This is a genomic window from Helicobacter apodemus (genome assembly GCF_000765745.2).
GTDB lineage: Bacteria > Campylobacterota > Campylobacteria > Campylobacterales > Helicobacteraceae > Helicobacter_D > Helicobacter_D apodemus.
On sequence record NZ_JRPC02000031.1, the window covers coordinates 1 to 13150 of the forward strand.

The 13150-nt window shown below is 30.2% G+C and carries 19 protein-coding genes and 1 pseudogene; all 20 read left to right on the plus strand.

Annotation, left to right across the window (positions count from 1 at the left end):
* Nucleotides 1-196, plus strand: a pseudogene (locus tag LS72_RS10935) (hypothetical protein); the annotation flags it as partial.
* 162 nt (nucleotides 197-358) lie between these two features.
* Nucleotides 359-1156 (plus strand): phage recombination protein Bet, encoded by a 798-nt coding sequence (gene bet, locus LS72_RS09455; RefSeq protein ID WP_052087400.1) that lies wholly within the window; start codon nucleotides 359-361, stop codon nucleotides 1154-1156.
* 10 nt (nucleotides 1157-1166) lie between these two features.
* Nucleotides 1167-1553 (plus strand): hypothetical protein, encoded by a 387-nt coding sequence (locus LS72_RS09460; RefSeq protein ID WP_034555432.1) that lies wholly within the window; start codon nucleotides 1167-1169, stop codon nucleotides 1551-1553.
* A 106-nt stretch (nucleotides 1554-1659) separates the two neighbouring features.
* Nucleotides 1660-1965 (plus strand): hypothetical protein, encoded by a 306-nt coding sequence (locus LS72_RS09465; RefSeq protein WP_034555434.1) that lies wholly within the window; start codon nucleotides 1660-1662, stop codon nucleotides 1963-1965.
* A gap of 25 nt (nucleotides 1966-1990) precedes the next feature.
* On the plus strand, nucleotides 1991-2338 hold the full coding sequence (locus LS72_RS09470; protein WP_138155290.1) for a hypothetical protein: 348 nt from the start codon (nucleotides 1991-1993) through the stop codon (nucleotides 2336-2338).
* 163 nt (nucleotides 2339-2501) lie between these two features.
* Nucleotides 2502-3458, plus strand: a complete 957-nt coding sequence (locus tag LS72_RS09475) for a Dna2/Cas4 domain-containing protein (RefSeq protein ID WP_034555093.1) — start codon at nucleotides 2502-2504, stop codon at nucleotides 3456-3458.
* Nucleotides 3459-3469: 11 nt separating this feature from the next.
* Nucleotides 3470-3727: a hypothetical protein gene (locus LS72_RS09480; protein WP_052087373.1), complete on the plus strand. Its 258-nt coding sequence runs from the start codon at nucleotides 3470-3472 to the stop codon at nucleotides 3725-3727.
* Nucleotides 3728-3969: 242 nt separating this feature from the next.
* The gene (locus tag LS72_RS09485) at nucleotides 3970-4425 is read left to right on the plus strand and encodes a hypothetical protein (protein WP_052087374.1); all 456 of its coding nucleotides are present in this window, start codon (nucleotides 3970-3972) and stop codon (nucleotides 4423-4425) included.
* A complete protein-coding gene (locus LS72_RS09490) occupies nucleotides 4422-4658 on the plus strand; it encodes a hypothetical protein (RefSeq protein WP_034555096.1) in 237 nt (78 codons plus the stop codon). Before LS72_RS09485 ends, LS72_RS09490 begins: the two co-directional genes overlap by 4 nt.
* Entirely contained in the window at nucleotides 4645-4914 is a 270-nt protein-coding gene (locus LS72_RS09495; protein WP_034555098.1) for a hypothetical protein, read from the plus strand. The genes LS72_RS09490 and LS72_RS09495 overlap by 14 nt, the downstream gene beginning before the upstream one ends.
* A gap of 11 nt (nucleotides 4915-4925) precedes the next feature.
* Nucleotides 4926-5336: a hypothetical protein gene (locus tag LS72_RS09500; protein WP_034555101.1), complete on the plus strand. Its 411-nt coding sequence runs from the start codon at nucleotides 4926-4928 to the stop codon at nucleotides 5334-5336.
* 10 nt (nucleotides 5337-5346) lie between these two features.
* Nucleotides 5347-5826 (plus strand): hypothetical protein, encoded by a 480-nt coding sequence (locus LS72_RS09505; protein ID WP_034555102.1) that lies wholly within the window; start codon nucleotides 5347-5349, stop codon nucleotides 5824-5826.
* Between the two features lie 170 nt (nucleotides 5827-5996).
* Nucleotides 5997-6131 (plus strand): hypothetical protein, encoded by a 135-nt coding sequence (locus LS72_RS11605; RefSeq protein ID WP_269149291.1) that lies wholly within the window; start codon nucleotides 5997-5999, stop codon nucleotides 6129-6131.
* A 114-nt stretch (nucleotides 6132-6245) separates the two neighbouring features.
* On the plus strand, nucleotides 6246-6884 hold the full coding sequence (locus LS72_RS09510) for a hypothetical protein (RefSeq protein ID WP_034555565.1): 639 nt from the start codon (nucleotides 6246-6248) through the stop codon (nucleotides 6882-6884).
* The gene (locus LS72_RS09515; protein WP_138155291.1) at nucleotides 6881-9283 is read left to right on the plus strand and encodes a DEAD/DEAH box helicase family protein; all 2403 of its coding nucleotides are present in this window, start codon (nucleotides 6881-6883) and stop codon (nucleotides 9281-9283) included. The genes LS72_RS09510 and LS72_RS09515 overlap by 4 nt, the downstream gene beginning before the upstream one ends.
* Before the next feature lie 224 nt (nucleotides 9284-9507).
* On the plus strand, nucleotides 9508-9906 hold the full coding sequence (locus LS72_RS09520) for a hypothetical protein (RefSeq protein WP_138155292.1): 399 nt from the start codon (nucleotides 9508-9510) through the stop codon (nucleotides 9904-9906).
* A gap of 148 nt (nucleotides 9907-10054) precedes the next feature.
* Nucleotides 10055-10768: a hypothetical protein gene (locus LS72_RS09525; protein WP_138155293.1), complete on the plus strand. Its 714-nt coding sequence runs from the start codon at nucleotides 10055-10057 to the stop codon at nucleotides 10766-10768.
* A gap of 33 nt (nucleotides 10769-10801) precedes the next feature.
* Nucleotides 10802-11809, plus strand: a complete 1008-nt coding sequence (locus tag LS72_RS09530) for a DUF6094 domain-containing protein (RefSeq protein ID WP_034555260.1) — start codon at nucleotides 10802-10804, stop codon at nucleotides 11807-11809.
* Between the two features lie 114 nt (nucleotides 11810-11923).
* Complete coding sequence (locus LS72_RS09535) at nucleotides 11924-12145, plus strand: hypothetical protein (protein ID WP_034555262.1); 222 nt, start codon at nucleotides 11924-11926, stop codon at nucleotides 12143-12145.
* A gap of 14 nt (nucleotides 12146-12159) precedes the next feature.
* The coding region (locus LS72_RS09540; RefSeq protein WP_138155294.1) for a CHC2 zinc finger domain-containing protein at nucleotides 12160-13150 on the plus strand (991 nt) is incomplete at its 3' end.

The window sequence follows — 13150 nt, forward strand, 5'->3', positions numbered from 1 at the left end:
TGAAGTTAAAAGAGATAATAGAATCTCCTCTGAGTTAATAAGAGAAGAAGTCGTTGAAAAGCTAAGAAATGAATTAGCTACAAAAGAGTTTGTTAGAGCGGAGATTGCAGAGGTAAAATCAGACATTATTAAATGGCTTATTGGTTTGCAAATTGCTCTTGGTGGCTTTATTGTAGCGATTTTAAAACTCTTCTAACACTAAAATACTTACAGCCCAAGTTGGGATAGATTTATCCCAGCTTTGGGATACTTCTATCCTTGTTTTAATCTTTTAGACTATGATATATCTTTACTCCACTTAAGGGATAGGTATATCTTTGTTATTAGTCTTTAAGACTTTATTAATTAAGGATAAACAATGAAAAACATTATTACAAAAAACAATTCCCAAAACCTAGCTGAACAAGACATCGCATTTATTAAAAATCAAATGTTTCCTTTAGGTGCTTCTGTAAAAGATATAGACTTTTGTTTAAAGGTTGCACAAGAGTTAGGTTTAAATCCCATTACAAAAGAAATATTCTTTTTAGAGAGGAAAACTCAAGTAAATGGACAGTGGGTAGTTAAAGTTGAACCTTTAGTAAGTCGTGATGGCTTATTATCTATGGCTCACAAGAGTGGAAATTTTGGTGGAATTGAAGTGTCCTCTGAAATAAAAGAAACTCCAAAAATGGTTAATGGAGTTTGGGAATATAAAAAAGATTTAGTTGCTAAGGCTATTGTATATCGCAATGATACACAAAAGCCTTTTATTACTGAAGTAGCATATTCTGAATATGTCCAGAAAACTAAAGAAGGAAATCCCACTAAGTTTTGGGCAGATAAACCTGATACTATGATTAAAAAAGTTGCTGAAGCACAAGCTTTGCGTAAAGCTTTTAATATTAATGGTATTAGGTCTATTGATGAAGTAGATGGAATCATTACTCCATCCCAAGACAATAATGATGAAAGCTTAGAAGTTAGTGCTGAAGTTGTAGATATTAATCAAGACTTACAAGCACTTAAAACTTTAGGCTTTGATTATGAAAGAAAAGGTGATTGGATTAGAGTGATAGGGAATACCTATAACAAAGATTCAATTTTAAAGAATCTTGGCTTCTTTGAAAGAAAAGATTGTAGTGGTAATCTCTGCTGGGTTAAGCAAGTTGCATAAAGGAGTAAGTATGGCTACACGATGTTATATTTTTACTTCAAAAGACAATGCAGATAGAGTCAAAGGCATTTATTGCCACCACGATGGATATGTTGATGGTGTTGGTAAAACCTTAAAAGAGCATTATGATTGCGATACATTAGCATATTGGCTAATTGAATTAGGAAACATAAGTGCTTTAAGGAAGTCAATAGAACAAACAAAAGAAGAAGCTTATGAAGAAGAAGCACTAGAATGTTCTTTAACTAAATTTTTAGAAAAAGAATCCAAAGAATATTTTATTGAATATGTTTATCTTAGAAAGAATGGAAAATGGTTTGTTGCTAAATTAGATTTTAAAAATAAACAATATACTCCATTTAAAGAGATAACAAAAGCATATTTAGATTCTTTATAAGAACTTGTATTACTCAGCCCCAAGTTGGGATATATCTTTATCCCACTTGGGTTAGGTATATCCTTGTTATTGGTCTTTTTAAAGACTTTATTTTAAAGGATAGAAAATGGGATATAGACCCCATCATATATTGGATTATCAAGTAAAAATTGGTAGAGAAGTAGGTAGTAAAGATATTGAATATACTTTGACTTTTGATGAAGTAACAAATACTTTAGAGGAAGCAAAGATTCATTATCATATACAAGAAGATGAGCATATCATTAATTATGAATCCTTGATGGATTTTAATACAAATGCTATCTATCCTATAACCCCTAAAAGTATTGCAATTATTAATGATTTGCAAGAAGTTGCTTCTAAATGCGATTATGCAAAAAGAGAGGGTGAATATAGAATCTGGTGGTTTTAGTGTATAATAAGAAAAAGGAATAAAAATGGAAACAACAACACAACAAAAAGAAGTCCTTTCTTATTCTACAAAGCTTTTACTTGTTGAGATGATTAAGAAGTTTAAGCAAGAGGATAAAAAAGATGAAATCATAGATGTTGTTTTAGCAGTAGCCAATGATATTAAAACAAATGATAATATCACCGCAAAAGCTATTAAAGATGAAGTGGAGGAAAAGTTTAAAAATGAACTTGCGACAAAAGAGTTTGTTAGAGCAGAGATTAATCAAGTAAGAACTGAAATTGCAGAAGTAAAATCAGACATTATTAAATGGCTTATTGGTTTGCAAATTGCTCTTGGTGGCTTTATTGTAGCGATTTTAAAACTCTTCTAACACTAAAATACTTACAGCCCAAGTTGGGATAGATTTATCCCAGCTTTGGGATACTTCTATCCTTGTTTTAATCTTTTAGACTATGATATATCTTTACTCCACTTAAGGGATAGGTATATCTTTGTTATTGGTCTTTTTAAGACTTTATTTTAAAGGATAGAAAATGGAAAAAAGAGCCATTAATTTTAAAGAATTATGGACTAAAAACTTCAAAGAAATTTTAGAAAAAGAAAGTTTTGAGAATTTAGGTGATAGAAAGCTTTATGTTGGAAGCTCTGATATAGCAGGGTGTTTGCGTAAAGCCTATTTACAAAAAATGAACAACAAGGAAATATCCATAGAACAATCTATTACTTTTGAGCGTGGTCATTTAGCAGAAGATTTAGTGAAAAAAGGCTTTGGAAATATTCCTTTTAAAGAACAATATGAGGTGAAAAACGATGATGGTTCTTTTAGAAGCCATATTGATTTTTTGATAGAAAATAAATATGAAGCAATTATTGTAGAGTGCAAATCACTTAGTAGCAGTGTTGAATCTCCTTATGAATCTTGGGTGTTGCAAGTGCAATTTCAAATGGCACTTTTAGCGCAAGAAAAAAAGAATAAAAAAATTTCTGCTTGTATTGTTGCCCTTAATGTTAATAATGGTTGGCACGAATTCTTTTGGATACAACCCAATACATCCTTACAAAAAATAGCGATGAAAAAGGCAGAGGAATTAAGAGATGCAATAGAGTTACAAATTGAACCCAAAGCAGAAGCACAAGGTTATTGTGGGTTATGCCCCTTTAATAGTGATTGTCCGCTAAGACTTAATGGTTGCACACATATTAATGAAGCACTCAAAGAAGAAGCAAAAGAAATACTAACTTTAAATGAAACTACAAAGGTATTAAATGAGAGATTAGATTCTTTAAAAAAGTCTTTTGTAGATAAGCTTAATAATTTAGAAATCAAGAAATTAAGTGTTGATAATAAAGTTTTAAGTTTAGCAGGTGGAATAACAAGCACTTCTTTAGATATTAATGCTTGGAAGCAAGGAAATCCTCAAAGCTATGAAAATGTCTTAAAAGATTTTTCAAAGACTACCACAAGAGCGAAATACCTCTTGATTAGGTAAAAGGAGTTGAAATGCTTAAAATAATCCCTAGCAATCATTTTAAAGAGCGTTTAGGCAATAGGAGTTTTGACCTATCTTTAGTTGCTCATATTGTTACTGAAATTTCAAAGAATCCTGCAAGGAATCTTTTTGAAATTACTAGCGGTTTTACTACTTTTGTAGTGAAATATGAGAGAGATACTCATACTGCTATTTTAGTAACAGGATGGAATGGCAATAGAGGTAGGCAAGTTATAGATAAAAATAGGTATTTAGTTACAGAAAAATAAGGAAACTTAGGCTTTTTTATATTCCAACAGGGGATTATGTATTTTTCGGATAATAATCTCTTATTAGAGTATTTTATTCTATCTTAGAGCAAATACTTCAATGGTTGTTCAAGCTTGGTTTATCTTAGCTTGATAGGTTTTAGTTATTTTTAAAAATTTATACTAGTCTGCAAGGGACAAATTATCCCTTGTGGATTAATTGATTGTCGTTTTCCTTTGCAGACTTCTTAAGGAGTTTTCAAATGTCAGCGACAAATATTCATCTAAACAGAGTATCGTTAAACGATTTAATAAATATCATTTCTGAAAAAACTGCAAAAAGTGTAGCACAAAAAGAGAGCAAAAAAACAAAAGCTAATGAGAGCTTTTTGTATAACAATCTTTTAAGAACTTACAAAAGTGGGATTAAAGTTACCAAACATTTTGCTAATAGACTTCAACAAAGATTTATCCTTGATGAAGTTCAAGTTTTAAGTAGTGCTATTTCAAGAGCAATTAGACAAACCCAAACCCAAGAAGTAGGTTGCAATCACAAAAGCATTTCCCAGAAAATCATTGATAAGATGACAGGAATTGTTGTAGTTTTAGAAAGACAAGGAATGTATGGTGCAGTTCTTGTAACAAGCTACAAACTTGGAGAGGAAAATCTACTTTCTGATGAGGAGCTAAGAGACCTAAGAACAAGGGGGATATTATGAACCTTTGTGATGTTGGTTTTTTTACGCTTATTTATTTGGGAATTTGTTTAGTTTGTGGGTTTGTAACCCTTTATTTTCAGAAAGATAAGTTGGAGCAAGAAAAAGAGTTTTTGTCTTTTACACTTTTTGTGAAAATGTTTCTTATCGCACCTATTGTGTGCTTGGAAATTTTAATCGAAGTCTTATATGACTTTGTGAAAAAAAGCAAAGGGGACAAAGATGAAACAAAATAGAATCTTTGCTTATATACTGCTAAAAAATAATATTAATCCAAAAAATATGTTTTTTGATAAAAAGAGACAATGTTATTGTGTGATTAATGGTGAATCTTGGTGGAGGTATTACATAAAATCTAATATTTTAGGTATCTCTAAAAAAGAAATGCTTTATAGGGGTTATTCTTATGAAAAACAAATCCTAGAAAAACTCTTTAGATTGCATTTTGATAAAGTTAATAACACCATTAAATTAGTGCAATTGCATAAATGAGGAGTAAAACAATGAACAAAAATGCAAGAAAAATTAAATTTCATCAAGGTTTTGCAGAATATCAAAGTATCTATGTCTATATCGTTTATGCTTATACTGATGATTATAATGCTAATTGTGTAAGACTTCTTGTTACTTCTAGTTATGAAAAAGCTATTGCTTTTATTAATAAAAATTTCTTTAATTCTGATAATTTCCTAACAAGTCAAGATTTATCTAGAAATGGAAATACTTGGACTGTTACAAAGGATATTGATAAGGATATGCAATACAAAATAACTAGTGAGACAAAATATCTTGATGCAAGAGAACTTTATATAGAGTGTGATACAGAAAACTATATACAAAATAAGAAAGGTGAAATTGCTAAACTTAGTGATTTTAGTTATCCAGATGAATTTGTTTGGAATGAAGAAATATAAGGAATAAACAATGCAATTAACAACTTTTAAAGAGAATTTTGAAGTCTATGATGGCGAAAAATTATGGTTTAAGTCTGATAATATTGATGAAGTTAAAAGTGTTATAGAAAATACTTTTAAAGATGCAAGTATTACTTATAAAGAGTATAAAGAAGCAAGAGAAGTAGAATACATTGATAGTAAAGGTAGTGTGTCCTCTTTCCACGAAAGTTTTTTAATAGAGCTATGTGCGACAATTAAAGACCTTAGTGGAACTAGGGATATTTGGATTATCAATTTTTTTAAAAGTATTAAGCAAAGAAAGTATATAAGCCAATTAGCTACGAAAGACTTTGTTAGAGCTAAGATTAATCAAGTTGGAGCTGAGATTGCAGAGGTAAAATCAGAATTAATCCGATGGGTTTTAGGCATTGGAGTAGCTTCTGTTTTAGTCGCTGTCTCTGCAAATTTTGCAATGATGACTTTTTTCTTTCAACAACTAACCAAATAATTTAGCTAATTTTGTTACTACTAACCCCTAAGTTGGGATAGATTTATCCCACTTTGGGATACTTCTATCCTTGTTTTAATCTTTTAGACTATGATATATCTTTACTCCACTTAGGGGATAGGTATATCTTTGTTATTAGTCTTTAAGACTTTATTAATAAGGAATAAACAATGGAAAAAAGAGCTATCAAAAGAAATAAGGCAATTATTGCCTCTTATAAGAGAGAGATTAATTTACAAACTAGATTTGTGAGAGATAGAAGCAAATACACACGCAAAGTTAAACATAAAGCTAGAATGGATTAATTGCCTCTTATAATAAATTTAAACCCTAAGTTGGGATATATCTTTATCCCACTTGGGTTAGGTATATCCTTGTTTTATTGGTCTTTTTAAAGGCTTTATTTTAAAGGATTAAAAATGAAAATTTATAAAAGAATTTTAGTAGAAAACTTTGCAGATTATGAAAATAATCAAAGCAAATTAATCGGTGAAAGATTTGAATGCAATGGGCTAGTTTATGATATTGACTATGCTGAGATGAATTGCCCATTAGAGGATTCAGATATTCTTTTTTTAAACACATTAAAAAGATATGGCTTTGGCACTAAAGAAATTGATTCTAAAGAAGGTTATGTAAAAGTTTATCCTGATGACTTTGAAGAGCCTGAAGATATAGAAAGTTTCTTAAAAGACAATGACTATATTTTTGCTAGAGTTAATGCCTATATTCATAGTGGAATTGTTCTTTCACTAGGCAATACTGGTGGTGTTGAATTCTCAGATAGATGGGATAGTAGCTTAGCTGGTTTTTTATGTGTTAGAAAAGAGAAATTAAAGGAAATGCGTGGAGTTAAACGCTTAACCCAAAATATTCTTGATAAAGAATTTAAATATTGGGAAGCACTCATTAAAGAAACTAACTATTGGTTAAATGGTGATGTTTATGATGTCCAAATTACTACTAAAGATGATGAGCCTGTGGATTGTTTTACAAGCTATGGTCTTTATGATTTACAAAATAGTATAGAAACATTTATGAATAAGGATAAACAATGAAAACAATGAATTTTTCAGATTTTTTAATCAACCATAAAACTGCTATTAAGGCTTCTTTACACGAATCAGTATCTCCTACATTTATAGGATTACAAGAGCCTGCCAAATACAATAAAGATATTGAAACATTATTAAAGCTTAAGAAAAAGCCTTTTCCTACACAAGCTACTATTATTACTGCTGGTGTTAATCACTTGAAAAAAAGAAAATCCCTTCTTTTATCTTGTGAGATGGGGACAGGAAAAACTTTAATGGGGATTAGTTTATCTTACTCTTTATTGAAAAATGGAGGGAATGTCTTTATTATGAGTCCATCCCATCTTGTTCCTAAATGGGCAAGTGAGATAGAAGTAACACTTGGAAAAAGTGATGAAGCAATTTTAAATTATGAAATTATAATCATTAAAAAATTTTCTGATATGGCAGTTTTTAAGAATTTAGAAAAAAACTTATTACGATTTTTCATCTGCTCTAAAGAAGTTGCTAAGTTATCTTATCCACGCATACCATTTTTAGATTTAACCGCAAAAACACAAATTAAGAAAATAAACAATTCTTTAAGTGTTCTTAAGTGTGCTAGTTGTGGTAGGGAATTAGAAACTATTGCAGATGAAAATAATAATACATTCCTTAATGTTACACGCATTGATGAATACACAGGTGAAGCTTATACTTTAAGTAAAGACATCACTTGCACTCTATCACGACTAACACAAAATGTAGAGGAAAAGGTTTGTTGCAAAAAATGCAGGAAATTAATCAGTATAAATAAATTCCAACAAACTACCTTTAAAGAATGGATACTTGGAATAAAAAAGAATCCATTAGTTGGTGCAAAGAAAAAATATGGGGTGGCAGAATTTGTTAAAAAGAAAATGCCAAAACATTTTATTGATTTACTCATTTTAGATGAAATTCACGAACTTAAAGGAAACGATACCGCACAAGGCACATCTTTTGGAATTTTAGCCTCTTGCAGTAAGAAAGTTGTAGGATTAACAGGAACATTACTTAATGGTTATGCTTCCTCTATCTTTTATATTCTCTATAAAATGAATCCTCAATTTATGAAAAAAACTCTAGGATTAAAATATAGTGAAGTGCAAAAATTTGTAGAAACCTTTGGTTCTTTTGAAAGAGAATACTCTGCTGGAGAAGCTCATAATTTAAGCCTCCAAGATGGTCTAATCACTCGTAAGGGAAAATCTACTAAATTAAAGGAGCTTCCTTTTATTAATCCTCTTCTTGTTAAAGAATTGTTAGGAATGACTTTATTCTTGAGACTTGATGAGATGAATACAGCATTACCTAATTATAAAGAGGAGATTATTAGTGTAGATTTAGAGGAGCAAATCTCTATTCCTTATAGAGATTTTTTAAGTGATATTGTAGAACAAATTATGGAGGGTAAAAAACATTTATTGGGTGCTTTAGCAAATTCTAGCTTGTCAATACCAGATTTACCTTTTATGGCAAAATCTGTTGATACAAGCAAGGAAAAGTTAGGCATTGAATTTATAGAGTATTATCCTTTAGTTAATGAAAGTTACATTACCAATAAAGAAAAAGCCTTAATTAAAGAATTAGAAAAAGAAATGCAACAAAAGCGTAGAACTATTGTTTTTGTAACATTTTCTGAACTTGGTGTTGCTGAGAGGATAGTTAAAATCCTTGAAAAATCTTTTCCTAATCAAATCATTAAACATTTATCAAGTGCTATTAATCCTGATAAGCGAGATAAGTGGATTAAAGATAATTATGCGGATATTCTTATTTGTAATCCAGAACTCGTTAAAACAGGTTTGGATTTACTTGATTATCCTAGTCTTTTCTTTTATGAAACAGGCTACAATGTTTCTACTTTAAAACAAGCCTCTCGTAGGGCTTGGAGGATAGGGCAAAAAGAAAAATGTATTGTGAAATTCTTTACTTATGGTAATTCTCCACAATATATAGCCCTAACCCTTATGAGTAAAAAAATCAAAGCTTTAAATAATTTAGAGGGAAGACTTGTTAATACCGCTAATGAATTAGCTTCCTTAGCTGTTGATAAGGGAATATCTATTCAAGAGCAAATCGCAAAGGCAATTTTAAAGAATGATGATTCTAAAAATGCAGAAGCAGAAACTTCTGAATGGAGCTTCTCTCCTAGAGAGTGGAATCCTTTTGAGCTTCATTATAGGAATTTGCAAAGTAATGTATTTGCTAAAGAGGTCAAAGAAAAAGCGTTAATAGAAGTTTCTTTAGAACAAAGAATTAGAGAAGATTTAGGGCAAAAAACAATGTCGGTAACTTTCATTAAAAATGGCGAACAAATGGTTTGTGAAATGACTGCGGATGATATTGTGAATGCTTTAAAAGATGAAAGTTGTAAAAATATTCAATTATCCTTATTTTAGGAATATTGAATAAAGGAGCAGTTTAGTTACACCCTGTGTAACTTTATAGTGAAGCGATAAAGGAGAAAAGAGAGAAATTTAAATATTGAATTTATATTTATAGTTTTTATAGATTATTGAAATCTATGTTTCACCCTAAACCCTAAGTTGGGATAGATTTATCCCAACAGGGATAGTGTATCCTTGTTTATTATGTTATAATCTAATCATATAAAAGGATAAATATGTCAGGATATACTATGCAAAGAGAAACTACATATCATCTTAATGAGAGCTTCAAGGCGTTATTAGCAAGTGCTTTTAGTAACCCTCAACAATCTGAAGTCTTTATCAAGGCTTTTGAAGAAGTGGTTAATGATAGAGCGACCACTCAAGCAATTAGACTTGATAGATTGAAAGATGAAGCTATACAAGAGATTAGAAATGAGTTGCTTACCAAAGAGGTGTTTCAATCTGAAATGAAAGCTACCAAAGAGGTGTTTGAAGCTAAGTTAGAAGCTGAAATTGCAAATGCAAAAGTGCAAGGCATTTATTGGCTTTTAGGTGTTGGAGTGGTTACTGCTATAACCATTATATCAAGCACTTGGGTTATGATGAATTTTATGCTAGAGAGTTTGAAATAAATCATAATCTTAAATATTCTAAATAAACTACTTAACAAAGTAGAAAGTTAAAATTTCTACTTCCCCTAAACCCTAAGTTGGGATATAAGCTATCCCACTTAAGGGTTTTTGCTTATATCCTTGTTAATTATGTTAATAAGGAGAAAAAATGAATAATACATTAAATACTAATAAAGAAAAAGATTTTATGGCTTTAGTTACAGAAAGCAGTGATGGAAAATCTGTTTTTAGGTTGGATTGCATTGATGTTTTTGTTGATAACAATGAAGATGTGCTTTATGCAGAGCTTTTTGGAAAAACACAAATCATCAAAGCAGTTACCAATAGGGTTTTTAATAAATCATTTACTTCTGTGTTGTCTGATAAAAGATTATCAGCAGGATTTTCTAATGCCAAACACATAAACTTCAGGAGCAAAATGCGTTATAAAAGAGAAATTGCACCTTTAGAGCGTGGCTATTCCTTAGTAATTATTTATACAGAGGAGTTATTAAGTAAAAAATACTTAATTACTAAAAAGCCACTTTTTGGTTTCATTGAAGTTAATGAGAAAACATTAAAAGATTTTTCTAATTGGCTTGATAAGTTAGGTATTCCTGTTCCAAAGGATAAAAACTTTAGAAAAAAGGTTTTTGAATTGTTAAAAAGTAAATCACTAACACCTATTATAAGCTACACTGCTTTACATTCTCTTGGAGATAAAGCAAAAGATACCGAACTTCTTACTCTTTTTGATATGAGTTTTCTTATTGATAATGAGTATAAGGAGCTATGCAAAATAATTGAGTTAGTGTATCACTCTATGATAAGAAAAAAAGAAATTAAAGCAAAAAGCTACAAAAGTGATTTAGAAGTGGCTTAAATATTTATGAATTAAAGAATTAAAGGAGAAAAAATGGCAAGATTAAATTGCGAAGAAAAATTAGCTTATTATCCTACTGATATTAATGCAGTTAAAGCATTCATCAAGGAGATTTCTAAAGATAAAACATTTAGTAACTTTAGAATCTGCGACCCTTGTTGCGGAAAAGGCATTATTTTGGAGTTATGGAAAAAAAGCTTTAAGAATATAAAAACATTTGGTGTTGAATTAGATGAGAATAGAGGCAAAGAAGCACAAGAAAGAGTGGATTTATTTGCCTCTGCAGATGCCATATATGGTATGCGAAAGAGTAAAGATGTTTTTGATTTTCTTTTTTTAAATCCTCCTTATGGGGAATTAAAAACACAAGAAGCAAACAATCGTTTAGAAATCGAGTTTGTAAAAACTTGGGTAGGAACAATTAGTGAGCAAGGCTATATGCTTTTAATCATTAATCCATCTTGTATTAATGAAAGAATGGTTAGCTATTTACAAAAAGCCAAAATGCAATTTGTTGCAAATTTTTTCTTTGATAATGATGACCATTTAAAGTTTAAACAATACTTTTTGCTCTTTAAAAAGGATAAGAATGCAGAAAGTCAATCTGACTTATTAGCATTAATCTCTAAGAGCAATTCTAAGCCATTTGCTGAAGTAGATTTTTCAAATGTAGAGATACCAAAATCAAACTTTAAAGAGAGGATTCTTTTTGAAACCTTTCAAGAGCTTAAAATTTGGCAAAAAGAAAAGCTTTTAGCCAATACAAATGCTCCTAAAGAATTTTGGAATAAATTACTAAATCCTATAAAAAATAATTTTATCTCTAGCATTCAAACACCCAATGATGGGCAATCAGCTTTATTATTAAGTGCGGGATTGTGCGAGAAAGATATTGGAGGATTTTTAATTAAAGGTTACTTTGAAAAAGTAGAAATACTTGAGGAAGAAAAAGAGGATGGTAAAGTAAAAGTTAAAGAGCAATTTATCTCTCAAACTTTTGCCTTTGATATGAGAAATGGCGAATATTTAAAACTTATTTAAACTTGTAGCCAAAAACTACTCTAATCTTACCCTTTGTTGGGATACAAGTATCCCAAAGAGGGTGGGATTATACTGCTTGTATCCTTGTTAATTTTAATTTCACAAGGAGATATTATGAATTTTTATGAAAATGATTGCTTTGATGAGAAAATCTCTAAAGAAGAACTAAAAGTAGCCATTGAGAATAGGGATAATGAGTTTGTTATAGACTTTTTAGAATTTAATAAGCACATAGGCTGGAATAAGAGTGATTTTATTGAGCTTAAAGAGTGTGCAGAAAATTGTAACAACAAGGAAATTATTGAGGCAATCAATAATAGCGGTCTTATAGAGTAGTAAAAGGAGTAAAAATGAAATATGATTTAGATAGGCTAAAACAGATTTCTATTAATGAAGTGTTAGCTTCCATAGGGGCTGATTATGCTATCCAAAGCAATGGTAAAGTTATGCACTGCTTTAATATTCAAGCCCATAAAAACCAAGATAAAAAACCTTCTTTAGCAGTCTATGCTAAGAGCAATTCTTGTCATTGTTTTGCTTGTGGATTAGGTGGTGGTCCTATTGAAATGGCTAAGATGGCATTTAATGGAGATTTTAAAAAGGCTTGTGAGTGGTTGCATAGTGCTTGGAATATTCCATTCCTTGAAGCAAGTAGCTATCAAGCTATTCAACCAAAAGTGGCAAAAAGAATGCCAACTTTGAAAGAAAAAGTTAAAGTCTTTGAGCCACAAAAAGAATTTAAAAATATTGTGTTAAGAGAAATCTTTGGAGATTATAAAAATTTATCTAGGAATATGCAATTAAAAATGGTTTATACCTTCATATATCGTTATTCCCTTTTAACACAACAAGATAAAAAAGAAGCTTATTATAAGAATCGTGGGATTACTTGTGATGTTAAAACAATAGGCTTTTTAGGTTGGAATGATATTGCAAGATTAGAGCAAGAATTAACTAAATACTTTCCCTTAGAGGATTTACAAGACTTTAAAGTCTTTAGTAAAAAGAAGTATGGCTGGAATTACTCTAAAAATGTTTGTGTTGTTCCTTGTTTTGATTTATATACAGATTTAATTTGTGGATTTTCCTTAAGAACTATTAGTGGAGATTCTACAATTAAAGAGTTAAATGTTAATTGCTCTGAACTTGAAATCCCACTTCCTTTTAATCTAACTTACTCTACACTTAAAAATAAAGAGTGGATATGGATTACTGAGGGGCATATTGATGCTCTTAGTGGAGTTACCGAAAATAAAAAAGAGAATAGTGATTTTTGTTCTTTTGCTGGTGTTTGGGCTTATAAGGAAGAAGTGCTAGGATTATTTAAAGATAAAAAAGTGA